Origin of the sequence: Scleromatobacter humisilvae, from assembly GCF_023231945.1 — a bacterium.
Classification (GTDB): domain Bacteria; phylum Pseudomonadota; class Gammaproteobacteria; order Burkholderiales; family Burkholderiaceae_C; genus Scleromatobacter; species Scleromatobacter humisilvae.
In genome coordinates this window covers 92,141-111,081 of record NZ_JAJLJH010000009.1, presented here as the reverse complement: position 1 = coordinate 111,081, position 18,941 = coordinate 92,141, and the positions used below count along the sequence as shown (strand labels likewise).

The 18,941-nt window shown below is 70.9% G+C and carries 14 protein-coding genes; 9 read left to right on the top strand and 5 right to left on the bottom strand.

Going from position 1 to position 18,941, the window contains the following annotated elements:
• The first annotated feature begins 55 nt into the window (after positions 1 to 55).
• From LPC04_RS22960 to LPC04_RS22935, 6 genes are all read left to right on the top strand, one after another.
• A complete protein-coding gene (locus tag LPC04_RS22960) occupies positions 56 to 970 on the top strand; it encodes a substrate-binding domain-containing protein (protein WP_275684736.1) in 915 nt (304 codons plus the stop codon).
• 13 nt (positions 971 to 983) lie between these two features.
• A complete protein-coding gene (locus LPC04_RS22955) occupies positions 984 to 2,015 on the top strand; it encodes a sugar phosphate isomerase/epimerase family protein (RefSeq protein ID WP_275684632.1) in 1,032 nt (343 codons plus the stop codon).
• Positions 2,012 to 3,169 (top strand): Gfo/Idh/MocA family protein, encoded by a 1,158-nt coding sequence (locus LPC04_RS22950; protein ID WP_275684631.1) that lies wholly within the window; start codon positions 2,012 to 2,014, stop codon positions 3,167 to 3,169. The genes LPC04_RS22955 and LPC04_RS22950 overlap by 4 nt, the downstream gene beginning before the upstream one ends.
• A 51-nt stretch (positions 3,170 to 3,220) precedes the next feature.
• Positions 3,221 to 3,700: a hypothetical protein gene (locus LPC04_RS22945; protein WP_275684630.1), complete on the top strand. Its 480-nt coding sequence runs from the start codon at positions 3,221 to 3,223 to the stop codon at positions 3,698 to 3,700.
• A gap of 89 nt (positions 3,701 to 3,789) precedes the next feature.
• On the top strand, positions 3,790 to 4,749 hold the full coding sequence (locus tag LPC04_RS22940) for a Gfo/Idh/MocA family protein (RefSeq protein WP_275684629.1): 960 nt from the start codon (positions 3,790 to 3,792) through the stop codon (positions 4,747 to 4,749).
• A 171-nt stretch (positions 4,750 to 4,920) separates the two neighbouring features.
• Entirely contained in the window at positions 4,921 to 5,742 is an 822-nt protein-coding gene (locus tag LPC04_RS22935) for an alpha/beta fold hydrolase (RefSeq protein ID WP_275684628.1), read from the top strand.
• 42 nt (positions 5,743 to 5,784) lie between these two features.
• Here LPC04_RS22935 and LPC04_RS22930 read toward each other — a convergent pair whose 3' ends face one another.
• The 4 genes from LPC04_RS22930 to LPC04_RS22915 all read right to left on the bottom strand — a co-directional run bounded on the left by LPC04_RS22930 (position 5,785) and on the right by LPC04_RS22915 (position 10,783).
• Complete coding sequence (locus tag LPC04_RS22930) at positions 5,785 to 8,040, bottom strand: putative bifunctional diguanylate cyclase/phosphodiesterase (protein ID WP_275684627.1); 2,256 nt, start codon at positions 8,038 to 8,040, stop codon at positions 5,785 to 5,787.
• Positions 8,040 to 8,519: a type IV pilin protein gene (locus tag LPC04_RS22925; RefSeq protein WP_275684626.1), complete on the bottom strand. Its 480-nt coding sequence runs from the start codon at positions 8,517 to 8,519 to the stop codon at positions 8,040 to 8,042. The genes LPC04_RS22930 and LPC04_RS22925 overlap by 1 nt, the downstream gene beginning before the upstream one ends.
• 152 nt (positions 8,520 to 8,671) lie before the next feature.
• The gene (locus LPC04_RS22920) at positions 8,672 to 9,715 is read right to left on the bottom strand and encodes a GNAT family N-acetyltransferase (RefSeq protein ID WP_275684625.1); all 1,044 of its coding nucleotides are present in this window, start codon (positions 9,713 to 9,715) and stop codon (positions 8,672 to 8,674) included.
• Between the two features lie 150 nt (positions 9,716 to 9,865).
• Positions 9,866 to 10,783: a class I SAM-dependent methyltransferase gene (locus LPC04_RS22915; RefSeq protein WP_275684624.1), complete on the bottom strand. Its 918-nt coding sequence runs from the start codon at positions 10,781 to 10,783 to the stop codon at positions 9,866 to 9,868.
• Positions 10,784 to 10,912: 129 nt separating this feature from the next.
• On the opposite strand from LPC04_RS22915, the gene LPC04_RS22910 reads away from it, so the two are divergent.
• The 3 genes from LPC04_RS22910 to LPC04_RS22900 all read left to right on the top strand — a co-directional run bounded on the left by LPC04_RS22910 (position 10,913) and on the right by LPC04_RS22900 (position 18,195).
• A complete protein-coding gene (locus LPC04_RS22910) occupies positions 10,913 to 15,370 on the top strand; it encodes a DNA glycosylase AlkZ-like family protein (RefSeq protein WP_275684623.1) in 4,458 nt (1,485 codons plus the stop codon).
• Positions 15,371 to 15,524: 154 nt separating this feature from the next.
• On the top strand, positions 15,525 to 16,514 hold the full coding sequence (locus tag LPC04_RS22905) for a dienelactone hydrolase family protein (RefSeq protein WP_275684622.1): 990 nt from the start codon (positions 15,525 to 15,527) through the stop codon (positions 16,512 to 16,514).
• Positions 16,515 to 16,635: 121 nt separating this feature from the next.
• Complete coding sequence (locus LPC04_RS22900) at positions 16,636 to 18,195, top strand: methyl-accepting chemotaxis protein (RefSeq protein WP_275684621.1); 1,560 nt, start codon at positions 16,636 to 16,638, stop codon at positions 18,193 to 18,195.
• A gap of 12 nt (positions 18,196 to 18,207) precedes the next feature.
• Here LPC04_RS22900 and LPC04_RS22895 read toward each other — a convergent pair whose 3' ends face one another.
• On the bottom strand, positions 18,208 to 18,891 hold the full coding sequence (locus LPC04_RS22895) for a dienelactone hydrolase family protein (protein ID WP_420854762.1): 684 nt from the start codon (positions 18,889 to 18,891) through the stop codon (positions 18,208 to 18,210).
• Positions 18,892 to 18,941: the final 50 nt, after the last annotated feature.

Below are 18,941 nucleotides of genomic sequence, written 5' to 3'. Positions count from 1 at the left end.
CATGAAACCGATCCAACGCAGACTCGTCCTCGCTCTTGCCGCGGCCACCGTGGCGATGGCCGCGCCGTCCGGCGCGTTCGCGGCCGACAAGGTCAACCTCGGCGTGGCCATCCCGTCGGCCGACCACGGCTTCACCGGCGGCATCGTCTGGTGGGCCAACGAGGCCAAGAAGGAGCTCGAGAAGAAATATCCCGACCTCAAGGTGACGGTGAAGACGTCGGCCAACGCCGGCGAGCAGGCCAACCAGTTGCAGGACCTGGTGACGGCCAACAAGATCAACGCGCTGGTGATCTTCCCGCACGAGTCGGCCGCACTGACCAAGCCGGTGGAGCAGGTGCACAGCAAGGGCGTCTACGTGACGGTGGTCGACCGCGGCCTGACCGACGAGAGCGGCCAGGACGCCTACGTCGCCGGCGACAACACCGCGTTCGGCAAGGTGCCTGCGGAATACATCGCCAAGGCGCTGAACGGCAAGGGCGACATCGTCGCGCTGCGCGGCATCGCCACGACGCTGGACACCGAGCGCATGGACGCCTTCAACAGCGTGATGAAGAACTACCCCGACATCCACCTGCTGGACGCCAAGTACGCGAACTGGAACCGCGACGACGCGTTCAAGACCATGCAGGACTTCCTCACCCGCTTCAAGCACATCGACGCGGTGTGGGCGGCCGACGACGACATGGCCGTCGGCGTGCTCAAGGCCATCGACCAGGCCAAGCGCACCGACATCAAGCTCGTGTTCGGCGGCGCCGGCGCCAAGGGCATGATCAAGACGCTCAAGGACGGCACCGACCCGCGCATCCAGGCCAACGTGTCGTACTCGCCGAAGTTCATCTACGACGCGATCAAGATGACGGCCGAGGCGCGCCTGAAGGGCGAGAAGCTGCCGGCCAAGACGATCATCCCGTCGGTGCTGATCACCAAGGCGAACGCGAAGGACTTCTACTTCCCCGACAGTCCGTTCTGACCGGAGGTTCGCCATGGCACGCCCCATCACGCTCTTCACCGGCCAGTGGGCCGACCTTCCGTTGGCCGAACTGGCCCCGCTCGCCAGGAAGATGGGCTACGACGGCCTGGAGCTGGCGTGCTGGGGCGACCACTTCGACGTCGCGCAGGCGCTCGCTTCGCCGGCCTATGTGCGCGACAAGCGCGCGTTGCTGGACGGGCACGGCCTGCAGTGCTTCGCGATCGGCAACCACCTGGTCGGCCAGGCCGTGTGCGACCGCATCGACGAGCGCCACGAGTCCATCCTGCCGGCGCGCGTGTGGGGCGACGGCGATCCGGAAGGCGTGCGCCGGCGCGCCGCGCGCGAGCTGCAGGACACCGCGCGCGCCGCCGCGGCCTTCGGCGTGAAGACGGTGACGGGCTTCACGGGCTCGTCGATCTGGCACGCGATCTACGCGTTCCCGCCGACGACGCAGGCGTTCTGGGACGCCGGCTTCGCCGACTTCGCGAATCGCTTCCTGCCGATCCTGGACGTCTTCGACGAGGTCGGCGTCGACTTCGCACTCGAGGTGCATCCGACCGAGATCGCCTTCGACATCGCCAGCGCCGAACGCGCGATCGCCGCGGTCGGCGGCCATCGCCGCTTCGGCTTCAACTTCGACCCCAGCCATCTCGGCTACCAGGGCGTCGACTACATCCGCTTCATCCGCCAGTTCGGCGAGCGAATCTTCAACGCCCACATGAAGGACGTGTGGTGGGGCAAGGGCGACGGCACAGTGGGCACCTTCGGCGGCCACACCAGCTTCGGCGACGCGCGCCGCACATGGGATTTCCGCAGCGTCGGCCGCGGCATGATCGACTTCGAGTCGCTGATCGTCGCGTTGAACGACGTCGGCTACGCCGGCCCGTTGTCCGTCGAATGGGAGGACAGCCGCATGGATCGCGTGCACGGCGCGACGGAGAGCGCCGCGTTCTGCCGGCGGCTGGACTTCGAGCCGGCAAAGGGCGCGTTCGACGCGGTCTTTGACAAATCGAAGCAGGGCGGCATGGCGGGGAGCGCGCGATGACCCGCCGCCTGCGCTACGCGATGGTCGGCGGCGGGCGCGATGCCTTCATCGGCGCGGTGCATCGCGCGGCGATGGCGCTCGACGGCCAGTACGAGATGGTGGCGGGCGCGCTGTCGTCGACGCCGCAGCGCTCGCGCGAGTCCGGCCGCGACATCGGCCTGGCCGACGACCGCAACCACGGCACGTGGCAGGAGCTGCTGGCCGACGAGACCTCGCGTCCCGGGGATCAGCGCGCGGACATCGTCGTGCTCGTCACGCCCAACCACCTGCACTACGAGCCGGCGCGGGCCTTCGTCGACGCCGGCTTCCACGTCGTCTGCGACAAGCCGCTCGTGCACACGACGGCGCAGGCGGAGGATCTCGCCGCGCTCGTCGCCGCGCGCGGCACGCTGTTCGCGGTGACCTACAACTACACCGGCTATCCGATGGTGCGCGAGGCGCGCGAGCTGGTAAGCGCCGGCGCGATCGGCGCGGTGCGCAAGGTGGTCGTCGAGTATCACCAGGGCTGGCTCGCGGGCGCGCTGGAGTCCTCGGACAACAAGCAGTCGGAATGGCGCAAGGACCCGGCGCGCGGCGGCCCGGCCGGCGCCATGGCCGACATCGGCTCGCACGCGGAGAACCTCGTCGCGACCGTCACCGGCCTCGAGATGGAGAGCCTGTGCGCCGACCTGACCGCCTTCGGCGCGGGCCGCAGGCTCGACGACGACGCCGGCCTGCTGCTGCGCTTCGTCGGCGGCGCGCGCGGCGTGATGTCGGCCTCGCAGATCGCCGCCGGCCACGAGAACGACCTGCGCCTGCGCGTGATCGGCGAGCGCGGCCTGCTGGACTGGCGCCAGGAGGAGCCCAACCTGCTGATCCACGCGCCGGTCGATGGCCCGCGCCGCACGCTGACGCGCAATTCGCCCGGCCTCAGCGAAGCCGCGCGGCGCGCCTGCCGCCTGCCGCCGGGCCATCCGGAGGGCTTCATCGAGGCCTTCGCGAATCTTTACCAGGGCGTCGCGACCGACCTGCGGATGCGCGAGGCGCACGGTCGCGCGGCGACGACGCAGGAGGCCGAGTACCCGCGCATCGGGGACGGCGTGCGTGGCGTGCGCTTCATCGAGAAGACCGTGGCGTCGTCGGCCAGTCATCAGAAGTGGACGCTGCTGCGTTGAGGAGGCATGCGCCTTGCTGCGCAGCCCGTCCACTCCCGCCACAATGCGCCGATGCTTCTCGCTCACCGACTCACGATCGCCGCCACGGCGCTGACCCTGCTGGCCGGCCTGGCCTCGCCCGCGCGGGCCGACGACGCCCAGGACGAGGCGTTCTACCACCGCGCCTCCGAATGCGCCGCGGCGATGCAGGTCGACCAGTACGCGCTGGTCGGCCGCGCCCGCGCCGGCGACAAGACCGTGCGTCCCGCGCTGTTCGACATCACCAGGCTGGGCTTCGCCTACGTTGGCGAGGCCTACCTGAAGGGCCTGCGCGACCCGCGCGGCGGCGAGATGCTCAAGGCCGCCAGCGCCGAGCAGAAGGACTGGCCGGCCGATCGCCACGCCGCGATGGTCAAGCAGTGCCGCGTCGAGGCGCAGCAGATCTACGACGCCTCCGGCATGTGGAAGCTCCTGGTCGACAACAAGGCCAACAAGCGCGTCGACCGCTTCATGTCGATGCCGCCGCTGCCGGCGTCGGGCGCGAGCAACTAGCGCGATCCAGGGGCTCTTGCCGCGAGGCCCGCGCGCCCGCATGCCCCAGGGTATCCTGCCCGATCGAGCGGTTCGGGGAGGCGCGGGTCATGTCGGAAGTGCGTTGGGGAATCCTGGGCGCCGCGAAGTTCGCGCGCGAGTTCATGGGGCCGGCGCTGACGCTGGCGCCAGGCGGCCATGTCGCGGCGCTGGCGACGTCGGACCCGGCCAAGGCCGACGCGTTCCGTGCCTTCGCGCCGGGCCTGCGCGTGCATGACAGCTTCGACGCGCTGCTGGCCGATCCCGCGATCGACGCCGTCTACATCCCGCTGCCGAACGGGCTGCATGTCGAATGGAGCCTCAAGGCCATGCAGGCCGGCAAGCACGTGCTGTGCGAGAAGCCGATGGCGATGCAGGCCGGCGACTTCGACCGGTTGATCGCCGCGCGCGACGCGGCGGGCGTCGTGGCGGCCGAGGCCTTCATGATCGTCCATCATCCGCAATGGCAGCGCGCGCGCCAGCTGCTGGCCGACGGCGCGGTCGGCAAGCTGTGGCGCATCGACGGCGCGTTCTCGTTCAACAACCGCGATCCCGGCAACATCCGCAACCGGGCCGACATGGGCGGCGGCTGCCTGCGCGACATCGGCGTCTACGTCCTGGGCGGCGCCCGTTTCGCCACCGGCCTGGAAGGCACCGACGTGCGGGCCCGCATCCAGTGGGAGGACGGCGTGGACGTGTACGCCGCGATCAGCGCGAAGTTCGGCGATGCCGACTACGTCAACTTCACGTCGATCCGGATGCATCCGCGCCAGGAGATCACGTTCCACGGCGACGAGGGCGTGCTGCGCCTGCCCGTGCCGTTCAATGCGCGCGTCTTCGGCGAGGCGCGGCTCGAGCTGCACCGCGGCACGTCGACCAACACCGAGCGCTGGCCGGCCGTGAACCACTACGAGCTCCAGGCCGCGGCGTTCAACCGTGCGGTGCTCGACGGCGCGGCCTATCCCTGTCCGCTGGAATTCTCCCGCGGCACGCAGGCGATGATGGACGCGGCGTTCGCCAGCGCCGGCTGAATCGCGCCGGAGCGCGACAGGGCTCGCGAGACCCTGGACGCCTCCCGGAGATGCGCCTCTCGCGCGGGAAAAGGCGCATCGTCGGTGCCCCGTGTCCCTGCCGGCGGCTCGCAGTCCTGCGGCGCATCGAAGGGCGCGTGTTCCTCAACTCCAGTTCATCAAGGAGCAGCCATGAGCTTCGTCAAGACCAAGGACGGCACGCAGATCTTCTACAAGGATTGGGGCAGCGGCCAGCCGCTGTTCTTCCACCACGGCTGGCCGCTGTCGGCGGACGACTGGGACTCGCAGATGATGTTCTTCGTCAACAAGGGCTACCGCGTCATCGCCCACGATCGCCGCGGCCACGGACGTTCGACCCAGACGTCGAAGGGCCACGACATGGACACCTACGCCAGCGACGCCGCCGCCGTGGTCACCGCGCTCGAGCTGACGAACGCGATCCACATCGGCCACTCGACCGGCGGCGGCGAGGTGGCTCGCTACGTGGCGAAGTTCTCGGACGGGCGCGCCTCGAAGGCGGTGCTGATCAGCGCGATCCCGCCGCTGTTCATGAAGACGGCGGAGCACCCCGAAGGCGTTCCGATGGAGGTGATCGACGGCATCCGCAAGGGCACCGCCGAGAACCGGGCCCAGTTCTACAAGGACATCACCATCCCGTTCTACGGCTTCAACCGGCCTGGGGCGGTCGTTTCCGAAGGCATCCGCGAGAACTGGTGGCGGCAGGGCATGATGGGCAGCGCGCAGGCGCACTTCGAGTGCGTGCGGGTGCTGTCCGAGACGCCGTTCTACGACGACCTGAAGGCCATCAATGTCCCGGTGCTGGTCATGCACGGACTCGACGACCAGATCTGCCCGTTCGAGGCCACCGGCGCGCTCTCCGTCAAGCTGCTGAGGCAGGGAACGCTGAAGACCTACCCGGGCTTCCCGCACGGCATGCCGACGACGCATGCGGACGTGATCAACGCCGACCTGCTGGCCTTCATCCAGTCCTGAGGGGGCATCGCTGCCCACGCGAGCAACCCGGCGCGGCGCTGCTCAGCCGCGCTCGGTGGCCGTGAACAGCGCCTCGAACTCCGGCGCCGCCATCGGCTTGCCGAACAGGTAGCCCTGGAACTCGTCGCAAGCCATCTCGCGCAGCAGCCTGGCCTGGCCGGGCGTCTCGATCCCCTCGGCCACCAGGCGCAGCGAAAGCGATCGCCCCAGCGCGACGATGGCGTGCGCGATCGCCACGGCGTTCGGGTCGGTCTCCAGGTCCCGCACGAAGGTGCGGTCGATCTTCATGACGTCGATGGGCAGGCTGCGCAGCAAGGCCATCGACGAGTAGCCGGTGCCGAAGTCGTCCATCGCCACCGTCACGCCCAGCGCTCGCAGGCCGTCGAGCTGCCGCGTGACCTGCGTGACGTCGCCGCTGAGCACGCTCTCGGTCACCTCGAGCTCCAGGCAGGACGGATCGACGGCGTGCCGCCGCAGCGCGCCACGCACCTGGTCGGGCAGGGCGCCGCTCTCGAACTGGCGCGGCGAGACGTTGACCGAGACGCGCTTCAGCGGCAGGCCGGCCTGCGTCCAGCGCGCCATCTGCGACATCGCCTGGTCGAGCACCGCCTCGCCGAGGGCCGCGATGAGGCCCGAGGCCTCGGCCAGCTCGATGAAGTCGTTCGGCGGCACGAGGCCGTGGCCCGGGCGCTGCCAGCGGGCCAGTGCCTCGGCGGATTCGATCCGGCCGCTGCGCGCATCGATCCGGGGCTGGTAGTGCACGACGAGTTCCCGGCGCTCCAATCCGAGCCGCAGGGCGGCCAGCGTGTCGTGGCGGCGCCGGATCCCGGCGTCCAGCGCCGGATCGAACACGGTGAAGCGGCCGCGGCCGGCGCGCTTCGATTCGTAGAGCGCGATGTCGGCGCAGCGCAGCAGCTCCTCGGCCGCGTCCGCATGCGCCGGGCACAGGGCGATGCCGATGCTGGCGCCGCAGACGTGGCTGCTGTCCCGCAGCACGTAGGGCTGCGCCAGCGTGGCCAGGATGTCGCTCGCGACGCCGCGTGCGCGCGGTTCGGCGGCGGAGCCGCGCACGATCACGACGAACTCGTCGCCGCCTTTGCGCGCGACGACCAGGTTCTCGTCGACTTCCGTCAGCCGCCGCGCCGCGAGGCACAGCACCTGGTCGCCAACCGCGTGGCCGTGGCGGTCGTTGACGTCCTTGAAGAAGTCCAGGTCGATGAACAGCACGGCCAGTTCGCCGCGGCCGCCGTCCAGGCGAAGCAGCGACTCGAGGATCCGCATCAGGCCGAAGCGGTTGACCAGCCCGGTGAGATCGTCGTGCGCCGCGCGGTGCTCCAGCAGCGCCGCGCGCTCCTCGAGCTTGGCGGCCATGTCGTTGAAGGCGAGTGCCAGCGAGCCGATCTCGTCGTCGCCGCGCACCTCGACGCGCGTCCTCGACTCGCCGCGCGCCAGCCGCTGCGTGCCGGCGGTGAGGCGTTCCAGCGGCGCCAGCGCACGCCGGATCCGGCTTTGTCCGACCAGGCCGACGATCAGCAGGGTCGCGATCGCGACGGTCGCCAGCCAGGCCGTCACGGGCTGGTGATGCCAGTCCACGCGCGGCGCCGGCGCCGATTGCGCGAACGTCCATTCCTGGTCGACACCGTCGCCGCCCAGGAAGAGCCGGGCGGTGTAGGTCCGCCATTCGTCGGTGCGCTCGCCGGCGCCTTCGGCATCGGCGCCGCGCACCTGGGCCAGGATGTCGCCCTGCGGGTCGCGCACGCTCCAGGCGGCGTCGTCGCCGCTGTTGCGCAGCGGTTCCCAGAGAAAGTCCTCGGCGAGCGTGGCCACGCAGAGGCGGCCGTCGGACGCCGTCGCGGCGACGAAGATGCGCACCGGCGACTCGGCGCCCAGCGCGACGCGCGCATGATCCGGCGCCGGCGCGCGGGCGTCCAGCGCTCGCCATTGCGCGACCGTCGCCGCATCGCCGGCGATCGCCGCGGCGGTCTCGCCCGGCGCGACGCAGCCGACGTGGGCCAAGGGCGAGCCCGCCGGCGCGCTGCCGACGCTGCCGGCTTGCGCCAGCGATTGCAGCACCCTCTCGCCAAGCTTGATGCGATCCAGCACCTGGCGGCTGGCGGCGCGCACGGCCTGCGTGCGGTGATCGCCGTCGAGCTTGCTGGCCACGCCGTCCATCACGGTGATGACCAGCCAGTCCGACAAGGCCACCGGCAGCAGGGCGCCGGCCACGAACAGCAGGCACAGGCGCCAGGCGAGCCGGCGTCGCAGCCAGTGCCAGGCGAGGAGCGGCTTGGTCGACATCAGAACGCCGAGGCGAGCCCGATGTAGCCGCCGTTGCTCGCGCGGATGACGTCGTCGAGGCTCAGCTTCTGGGTGATCTGCGGCTTCGACTGGCCGTCCGCGCCCGAGCTGTAGATGTCGAAGTCCGTGTTCAATGGATTGAGCGCGTGGTCCTTGCGCGCGCCGCCCTTGCCGTTGGCGTCGATGTTGTAGTAGACGTAAGGATTGCCCCACGGATCCAGCTTGCCGGCGAGGCCCACGTCCGACAGCGACGACGGATAGCCGCGGTTGTCGATCCAGTAGTTGTTCACGGCGGCCGACATCGCGGTGATGTCCAGCACCGCCTGGTGCACGCGCACCCGCTCCTGGTAGCCCTTGTAGAACGGCAGGGCGACCGTGGCGAGCACGCCCATGATCAGGACGATCAGCATGAGCTCGATCAACGTGAAGCCGCGCGCGCTGCGCTGAGGGAAGGAGTTGTGGCTGGGCACGAGGGGCATGGTTTCGCTCGCCAGTATGAAGGCGGCACCTGTCGGTTCGGTCTCGCCCGGAGCACGGCGGGCGCCCAGCGTGAAGTGATGCACTGAATCGCGAGTGTGCTTCAGTTACTGCCGAGTTGTCGCCGGCCGACAGTCGGCACCCGCGGGCGGGCTCACGCCCCTGCTGGACGCGTGTTCGGTGCTGCCGGGCCCGCTTGCGGGGAAGGCACGGGCTCGGCCGGCTGCGGCGGGAGGTCCTGGAGCTGGCGCTGCCACCAGCTCACGTCGCGCCAGGCGCCGTTCTTGAAGGCGGCACTCTTGAAGACGCCGACGGATTCGAACCCGAGCGCCCGATGCAGGCGGATGCTCGCCTCGTTGGGCAGCACGACGCGGGCGAACGCCTGGCGGTAGCCTCGCTGGACCAGCTGTTTCAGCAGTTCGTCCCCCAGCCGGCGGCCGATGCCCTGCTCCCGGCAACCCTGGCGCACGCAGATCGAGGTGTCGACGGTCCAGCGGTAGGCCGCCCGTTCGCGATGCCGGCTGGCGAAGGCGTAGCCGCTGACCGTGCCGCGTTCGTCGTGCGACACGAGCCAGGGCAATTCCGGCAGCGCCCGTTCGATGCGGGCGCGCATCTCGTCGACGGAGGGCGGCTCGGTCTCGGACGACAGCGCCGTGTGGCGCACGATCGGGCCGTAGATGTCGAGGATCGCGTTGGCGTCCTCGCCGGTGGCCGAGCGGATGTGCGCGGCGTGGTTCGCGCGGCCGTCCAGGCGCAGGGTCATGAACACCGCGGTGTCCGGGTTGCCCGCCTGGAATGCCGGAGTGGCCTGGACGGCGGCGGGCGCGTCGGCGCGGTTGTCCACGCGATAGCCGCGAGCGGCGAAGAACGGGACCGCGGCCGTGGTCAGCAGGCACAGCTCGTTCATGCCCTTGGAGCGCGCGAACGACTCGACCGCGGCAGCGAGCTCCTTGCCCAGGCCGGCGCTCCGGTGCCTGCGGTCGACGGCGACGCAGCGCAGAAAGCCGATGTCGCCGACCGGTTCGAGCTCGACGGCGCCGACCACCTCGGCGCCGGCTTCGCCGAGCAGCCAGGTCTCCAGCCGTTCGGGCACGTCGGTCGTCCGCGGGCAGCAGCCCTGCGTCAATGCGGCGATGGCCGGCCAGTCGGCGGGGTCGGCGGGACGCAGCGTCATCTGGTGCAACGGGGCCTCAGCCATGGGCCGGATGCTCGACCAGGTCGGCCGGCGATGCACTCGTGGGGCCCGTCATCGGGAGGTCGTTCGAATCGTCACAACCCTCGAAGGTAGGTCACGATTCTTAGCCGAGAGTTAGGCGCGGGTGCCTGGCGTGCACCGCGCCTTCGCCCGTCACGGCTTGACGAACTTCAGCACGAACTCGTCTTTGGGCTGCGGCGGGTTCGGCGTGTTCTGGTCGCGCGGGTCGTTCGGGTTGCGCAGGAAATCGCCCTCGGCGGCGAGCCGGAAGCCGGCGGCCTCGACTTCCGAGCGCAGGAACGACTCCTCGATCCGATGCAGCGAGCCGGACTCCGAGATGCCCGTGCCGGGCCGGCCCGCATGGTCGGCGATCACGAAATAGCCGCCCGGCTTGAGCGCGTTGAAGATCGCGCGGTTCATCGCCGGGCGGTCGGTGCCGATCCAGCCGAGGTCGTGATAGTTGAACATCAGCGTCACGAGGTCGAGCTTGCCGATGGCCTCGGGCGGCACCGGGTTGTCGAAGGGCAGCGCGGCATAGGCGATGGGCGCGGCTGCGACGCCAGCCGCCTTCATCTCGGCACTGCGGTCGGCCAGCACGTCGGCCGTGGAACGCGGCGCGGGCGCGACCGCGGGCATCGGGGCCGGCGCGCCGCCCTCCGGCGCGGCCGGCCTGGCGGCGGCGGCGGCCGGATTGCGCGGGCGGCTCTGCGCCCACACGAGGCCGCTGGGGCCGATCACGCGGGCCAGCAGCTCGGTCGTGTAGCCACCGCCGGTGCTGACGTCCAGCGCCGTCCAGCCGGGCTTGGCGCCCACGAACATGAGCATGTCGACGGGATGGCGGCGGATGTCGTTGGTGCGATCGGCGGCGCTGCGGTCGGGGCTGTTGACGATGGCCTCGATCTGGGCGCGCGACAGCGGGGCGAGCGGCGGCGTCGAGACGGTCGAGGTGGCCGTCGACGAGCTCGTCGTGGTGACGGGCACCATCACCGGCGGCTTCTCGCTGGCGCAGCCGAGCAGGCCGGCGGCGATCAACGTTGCAATGCCGACCGGAAGAAGTTGCTTGTTGTGCATGGCTTGTCTCGTCGTCGTTGTTGAGTGCGGGCGATGTTGCCAGAGCGGGGCGGATTTCGTGCCCGCGACCGACCCCACTGGCGTGTCGAACAGTCACACGATCGTCAGCTGAGCCCCGAAGGCTTGAGAATGACGATCCGGACGCCATCTGTCCGGGTCGCCATGTCCGCCCTGCAAGACTTCCACCCCGCCGTCGCGCGCTGGTTCGAGCGCCGTTTCGGCACGCCCACGCCCGCGCAGGTCGCGGCGTGGCCGCACATCCGCGCGGGTCGCGACACGCTGGTGGCCGCGCCCACCGGCTCGGGCAAGACGCTGACGGCCTTCCTCGCCGCGCTCGACGACCTGGTGCGCCGCGGCGTCGCGGGCGACCTGCCGGACGAGACCGCCGTCGTCTACGTCTCCCCGTTGAAGGCGTTGTCCAACGACATCCGCGCCAACCTCGACGAGCCGCTGGCGGGCATCCGCGCCGAGCTGGCCGCGCTGGGCCTGCCCGACGTCGAGATCCGCACCGCCGTGCGCACCGGCGACACGCCGCAGCGCGAGCGCCAGCAGGCGATGCGGCGGCCGCCGCACATCCTCGTGACGACGCCGGAGTCCCTCTACGTGCTGCTGGGCTCGTTGTCGGGCCGGCGCATGTTGTCGACCGTGCGCAGCGTGATCGTCGACGAGATCCACGCGCTGGCCGCCAACAAGCGCGGCAGCCATCTCGCGCTGTCGCTGGAGCGGCTGCAGATGATCGTGGACGAGCCGCCGTGCGACCCGGCGCCGGACGAGGACGGCGTCGTGCCCGACCCGAAGGCCGTCGCGCCGCGCGCGCAGCCGCGCCACGTCGTGCGCATCGGGCTGTCGGCGACGCAGAAGCCGATCGCCGAAGTAGCGCGCTTCCTCGTCGGCGCCGGCAGCGTCGTCGAGGGTGTCGCGCAGTGCGAGATCGTCGACATCGGCTACAAGAAGCAGCGCGACCTGGCGCTCGAGGTCCCGCCGACGCCGCTGGCGGCGGTGATGTCCAACGACCAGTGGGAGCAGGTCTACGAGCGCATCGTGCAGCTCGTCGCCACGCATCGCACGACGCTGGTCTTCGTCAACACGCGCCGCATGGCCGAGCGCGCGGCGCGCCACCTGGCCGACCTGCTGGGCAAGGAGGCCGTCGCCGCGCACCACGGCAGCCTGTCGCGCGAGCTTCGTCTCGATGCCGAACAGCGGCTCAAGCGCGGCGAGCTGAAGGTGCTCGTGGCGACGGCGTCGCTGGAGCTGGGGCTGGACATCGGCGATGTCGACCTCGTCTGCCAGCTCGGCTCGCCCAGGTCGATCGCCGCGTTCCTGCAGCGCGCCGGCCGCGCCGGCCACGCGGTGGGCGGCACGCCGAAGGCGCGGCTGTTCCCGCAGTCGCGCGACGAGCTGGTCGAGTGCGCGGCGCTGCTCGACGCCATCCGGCGCGGCGAGCTCGACACGCTGCACGTGCCGCCGCAGCCGCTGGACGTGCTCGCGCAGCAGATCGTCGCCGAGACCGCGTGCCGCGACTGGGACGAGGATGCGCTCTACGCGCTGATGTGCCGCGCGTGGCCGTACGCGTCGCTGCCGCGCGAGCGCTTCGACGCCGTGCTGCGCATGCTGGCCGACGGCTACACCACGCGCCAGGGCCCGCGCGGCTCGTACCTGCATCGCGACGCCGTGCACCACCAGTTGCGCGAGCGCCGCGGCGCGCGCATGACGGCGCTGACCTCGGGCGGCACGATCCCGGAGACCGGCGACTACACCGTCATGCTGGAGCCGCAGGCCGACCGCATCGGCACCGTCAACGAGGACTTCGCCGTCGAGAGCCTGGCCGGCGACATCTTCCAGTTGGGCAATACCAGCTACCGTATCCTGAAGGTCGAGCCGGGGCGCGTGCGCGTCGAGGACGCCAAGGGTGCGCCGCCCAACATCCCGTTCTGGCTCGGCGAGGCGCCGGGGCGCAGCGACGAGCTGTCGTTCGCGGTGTCGCGGCTGCGCGCGGAGGTCGGCGAGCACGTGAGGCGCGATGGCACGACGGCCGCGATCGCGACGCTGGTCGAACAGACGGCGAACGCCATCGACGCCGAGGCCGCGCGCCAGATCGTCGACCACCTCGCGAGCGCGCAAGCGGTGCTGGGCGCGCTGCCGACGCAGACGCGCATCGTGATGGAGCGCTTCTTCGACCAGTCCGGCGGCATGCAGCTGGTGATCCATTCGCCGTTCGGCAGCCGGCTGAACCGCGCGTGGGGCCTGGCGCTGCGCAAGCGCTTCTGCCGCCAGTTCAACTTCGAGCTGCAGGCCGCCGCGACCGAGGACGCGATCGTGCTGTCGCTGTCGACCAGCCACAGCTTCCCGCTGGACGAGGTGGCGCGCTACCTGCGCTCGGCCACGGCGATGGACGTGCTGATCCAGGCCCTGCTCGACGCGCCGCTGTTCGCCGTGCGCTGGCGCTGGAACGCGACGACCGCGCTGGCGCTGCCGCGCTTCGTCGGCGGCCGCAAGGTGGCGCCGCAGCTGCAGCGCATGAAATCGGAAGACCTGCTGGCCGCCGTGTTCCCCGACCAGGTGGCCTGCGCCGAGAACATCGGCGGCGATCGCGACGTGCCCGACCATCCGCTGGTCGCGCAGACCATGCACGACTGCCTGCACGAGGCGATGGATTCCGACGGCTGGCTGGACGTGCTGCGCGGCATCGAGTCCGGCGCGATCGAGGTGATCGCGCGCGACCTGCCGGCGCCGTCGCCGCTCGCGGCCGAGGCGCTCAACGCACGGCCGTATGCCTATCTCGACGACGCGCCGATCGAGGAGCGCCGCACGCAGGCCGTGCAGAACCGCCGCTTCGGCGATGCGAGTAGCGTCGACGAGATGGGCGCCCTCGACGCCGACGCCATCGCCGGCGTGCGCGAGGAGGCCTGGCCGCGCGCCCGCAGCGCCGACGAGGTGCACGAGGCCTTGATGACGCTGGGCGCGATCACCGAGTCCGAGGCGCGGGCCAACGACCATTGGGAAACGGCGCTGGCGATGCTCGCGAAGAGCGGCCGCGCGACGCGGATGGTTTCCGAGGAAATTATTCTGTGGGTCGCGGCGGAGCGCCTCGCGCCGATGCGCCAGCTCTATCCGCGCGCGGCGCTGCGGCCGGACATCGCCTCGCCGCAAGGCTACGAAGCCGGCTTGGCCACGCCCGAGGAAGCGTTGCGCGAGCTGCTGCGCGCCCGGCTGGGCGGCCTCGGCCCGGTCACCGTCGACGAGCTCGTCGCGCAGCTGGGCCTGCCTCGCGCGGAGATCGAGTTCGCGCTGGCGGCGCTGCAGGCCGAGGGCAGCGTGTTCCAGGGCCACGTCACGCCGAACCTGGCCGACGTCGAGTGGTGCGAGCGCCACCTGCTCGCGCGCATCCATCGCTACACGTTGAAGCGGCTGCGGCGCGAGATCGAGCCCGTCGAGCCGCGCGACTTCGTGCGCTTCCTGTTCGAGTGGCAGCATGTCGCGACGTCGACGCGCGTCAGCGGGCCCGAGGCCTTGCCTGCGGTGCTGGCGCAGCTCGAGGGCTTCGAGGCGCCGGCGTCGCTGTGGGAGGCCGAGGTGCTGCCCGCGCGCGTCCGGGACTACGCGTCGTCGTGGCTGGACGATCTCTGCACCTCGGGCCGCACGATGTGGACGCGCCTGCGCCCGCTGGCCAGCGGCACGCAGGGCGGCGGCCGTTCGTCGCTGCGCACGACGCCGATCCTGCTGCTGCCGCGGCGCGCGGCGCCGACCTGGTCGCGCCTGGCCTCTGCCGCCGCGGACGACGAGGCGCTGGGCGGGCGCGCGCAACGCGTGTTCGATGTCCTCGAGGCCAACGGCGCGTCCTTCTTCGACGAGATCGCCGACGGTGCGCGCCTGCTGCGCGCCGAGCTGGAGGACGCGCTCGCCGAACTCGTGGTGCGCGGCCGCGCCAACTGCGACAGCTACGCCGGCCTGCGCGCGCTGCTGGTGCCGGCGGCCAAGCGCGCCACGGCCGTCTCGCGCTCGCGCCGGCGCGTCGCGCTGTTCGGCATCGAGGATGCCGGGCGCTGGAACGTGATCCGCGCGCCGCATCCGAGCGCCGACGGCAAGGTCGCGGCCGAGGCCATCGAGCACGTCGCGCGCACGCTGCTGCGCCGCTACGGCGTCGTGTGCTTCCAGCTGCTCGAGCGCGAGGCCGCCTGGCTGCCGCCGTGGCGCGAGCTGGTGCGCGTCTATCGCCGGCTCGAGGCGCGCGGCGAGATCCGCGGCGGCCGCTTCATCGCTGGCGTGACGGGCGAGCAGTTCGCGCTGCCCGACGCCATCGCGACGATGCGTGCCGTGCGCCGCCAGCCGCCCGACGAGGCGATGGTGTGCCTGTCGGCGTCCGATCCGGCCAACCTGCTGGGCACCGTGCTCGCCGGCCCCAAGGTGCCGCGCGTCGCCGGCTCGCGCGTGCTGTATCGCGACGGCCTGGCGATCGGCACCAGCATCGGCGGGCAGATCGAGTTGCTGGTGCCGCTGTCGATCGAGGAGACGCGCGCGGCCACGCGCGCGCTGGCGCTCGATCCGCAGGTGCGGTTCCTGGAGATGGCGGCGACGGCATCGCCCTGAGGGCCGCGTGGGCACCGGCCCGCTGGCGCGTAAATTGGCGACACTCCGCCCGGTCGAGCAACCCTGAGGGGGTATCGCCGACACCCCGTCGATCGCAGGACGACCGCCGTGCCGCTCCTGCGAGCGCCCGCTTGAATCTGCCAGGGAGTTCGCCATGAACATCGGATCGTCGCTTCGAGTCCTCGCCAGCGCGTGCCTCGCCCTCCTGTCGTCGGTCGCCAGTGCCGACGACGGGTGTCGTGGTGCCGTCGACCAGCCCTCGATCTCCTTCATCACGTACCCGTCGCCCAACCTCGCCGCGACCTCGCCCGCAAACGCGACGCTGACGATCGAAGGCAAGCTGAGCCTGCCGGCGGCGCTGGTCGCGCCCTGGCGCTGCGAGACGGGCAGGCATTCGCGCAAGATGCCGGCCGTGGTGATCCTGCACGGCTCCAGCGGCGTCGACTCGCGCGGCGACTTCTACGAACGCGCGCTCAACGCCGAAGGCATCGCGACGCTGCAGATCGACATGTGGCAGGCGCGCGGCGTCACCGGCATCGCCGACCGCCCCGCCGCGCCCATCCTCACGTACCCCGACGCCTTCAACGCGCTCGCCTTCCTGGCCGCGCGCCCCGACATCGATCCCGACCGCATCGGCGTGCTCGGCTTCTCGTGGGGCGGCGTCGTGAGCCTGGCGGCCGCGGAACAGCTCTATTCCGGCGAATTCGGCGGCGGCCGCAAGTTCGCGGCCCACGTCGCCAACTATCCCGTCTGCTGGGGCGCGAACGACACGTCCATCCCGGCGCTCAATCCGCCGGCCCAGAAGGGCACGCAGTTCCTGCACCTGACCGGGGCGCCGGTGCTGATCCAGATCGGCAGCAAGGACAGCTATGACAACGGGACGGCCCATTGCGTCGCTCTGGCGGCCTCGGTCAACCCGTCCAACGGCAACGTCGTGTCGGTCAACCAGTACATCGGCGCGACCCACGCGTGGGATCGCCTGATGGTGCCCGAGACCGCGCTCGATCCCTTCGCGGACGAGGGCAGCTACTTCCGAACGGGTGTCCTGCCGACCGTCGTCATCACGCCGGACGTGGCGCAGGCCTACCTGTCGCGCGAGCGCGTGGCGCGTTTCTTCGCGAAGCACCTGATCGAGAAGCGCTGAGGAGGGCGCAGGGCGCCGGGGCGAATGTCCCTGCGCTCAACTTGGCCGCGCGGAAGGCCGATATGGGGGACGACGGCACCCGCGTTCCGTCGCCTCCATCGTCGCTTCCACCGGACCAGACATGCTCGAATCTCTCAGTTTCAAGAAGAAGATAGCCACGCTCATCGCCGTGTCCCTGGCGGGGCTGTTCATCTTCACGGCCGTGTCGTTCGTCAAGCTGCGCGCCAGCATCATCGATGGCCGCACGTCGCAGCTGGTCACCGCGGTGCGAACCGCCCGCAGCATCGCGGCGTCCTACCAGGCGCTGGCCGCGGCCGGCAAGCTGCCGGAGGCCGACGCGAAGAAGCAGGCGATGGATGCCCTGCGCGGGATCCGCTACGGCGACATCGCCAAGGACTACGTCTACATCTTCTCGAACAAGTTCGAAGGCGTGATGCACCCGTTCAAGACGGAGTGGGACGGCACCAACATGCTGGGCAAGGTGCGCAACTCCAAGGGCGTCGACACCATCGAGGAGCTGATCACCTCGGCCAACACGAGCCCCGACGGCACGGCCTTCGTCAACGGCGAGTTCCCGCGCCCGGGCAGCACCGTGCCGGTGCCCAAGCTGCAGTACGTCACCAGCCTGAAGGAATGGGGCTGGGTCGTCGGCTCGGGCGTCTACATGGACGACGTCGACGCGGCCGTGCGCACCGCGCTGTTCGAGACGCTGGGCATCGCGGCCTGCGTGTTCGTCGTCATCGGCGGGCTGGGCTTCGCCATCGGACGCAGCGTGCTGCGCCAGATCGGCGGCGACCCGCAGGAAGCCGTCATCGCGATGAAGCAGGTGGCGCAGGGCAACCTCGCCACCATGGTGCGCGAGCCGGTGCCGGGCAGCCTGCTGGACACGCTGGCCTTGATGATCGCGTCGCTGCGCAACACGGTCTCGCAGGTGCGCCACACGACGGAGTCGATCGCCACGGCCTCCGGCCAGATCGCCGCGGGCAACCACGACCTGTCCGCGCGCACCGAGCAGACCGCCTCCAACCTGCAGCAGACCGCGGCGTCGATGGAAGAACTCACCGGCACGGTCTCGCAGACCGCCGACTCCGCCTCCAAGGCCAACGAGCTGGCGTCGTCGGCCTCCGGCGCGGCGGCCCGCGGCGGCGAGGTGGTCGAGCAGGTCGTCTCGACGATGGCCGACATCAACGCCAGCTCCAAGCGCATCGGCGACATCATCGGCGTCATCGATGGCATCGCCTTCCAGACCAACATCCTCGCCCTGAACGCCGCCGTGGAAGCGGCGCGCGCCGGCGAGCAGGGCCGCGGCTTCGCCGTCGTGGCCACGGAAGTGCGCAGCCTGGCCAAGCGCTCGGCCGACGCGGCCAAGGAGATCAAGGCGCTGATCGGCGCCTCGGTCGAGCGCGTCGAGTCGGGCTCGGCGCTGGTCACGCAGGCCGGGGCGACGATGAAGGACATCGTCACCAGCGTGCGCCACGTGTCCGACATCATCGGCGAGATCACCAACGCCGCGAGCCAGCAGTCCAGCGGCATCGGCCAGGTCAACGGCGCCGTCGCGCAGCTCGACCAGATGACGCAGCAGAACGCGGCGCTCGTCGAGGAGTCGGCGGCCGCCGCTGAGAGCCTGAAGGACCAGGCGAAGCGGCTGTCCGAGGTCGTCGAGGTGTTCCGCCTGTCGTGACGTCGTCGCCGGTCAGCGCAGCCGCTGGCCGAAGAACGTGAACGTCCGATCCCAGGCCTGCTGCGCCCACACCGGGTCGTAATGCGTCTCGGCGATGCGGCCGGTGCCGACGGCCTGCTCGTTGCCGAAGGCGTGGTGGGCGAGGTACTGGTGGAAGTCGAAGGCGACGCCGGCTTCCTTGAGCCTTGCGGTGAGGCCCTCGACCTGCGAGATCGGGAAGAACTCGTCCTGGGTTGCCCAATGGCCTTGCAGCGGGATCCTGATCTTCGTCGCGTCGATGTACTCGAGCGGCGGGCAGCCGTACCACGTGACGGCGGCGTCGAGCTCGGGCACGTTGACGGCCGCCAGCAGCGTCAGCGCGCCGCCCATGCAGAAGCCCACGCAGCCGACCCTGGACGCGCGCGTCTTCAGGAACTGGACGGCGCCGCGCACGTCCTGCGTGGCGGCGTCGCCGAAGTCCAGGCCCGTCATCAGGTGGTGCGCCTCCTCCTTCTCGACCGTGCTCTTGCCGCGGTAGAGGTCGGGCACCAGCGCCAGGTAGCCGGCGTTGGCCAGGCGGTCGGCCACGCCGCGGATCTGGTCGTTGAGGCCCCACCACTCCTGGATCACCACCACCGCCGGCGCGCCGTTCGGCTGCGCCGGCTCGGCGAGATAGCCTTTCAGTTCCTGGCCGTCCGGGCGCTTGAAGCTGACCATGGTTCCCATCGAGATCTCCTGAAGTTGTCGGTTTGAGCGTGCCGGGCTGC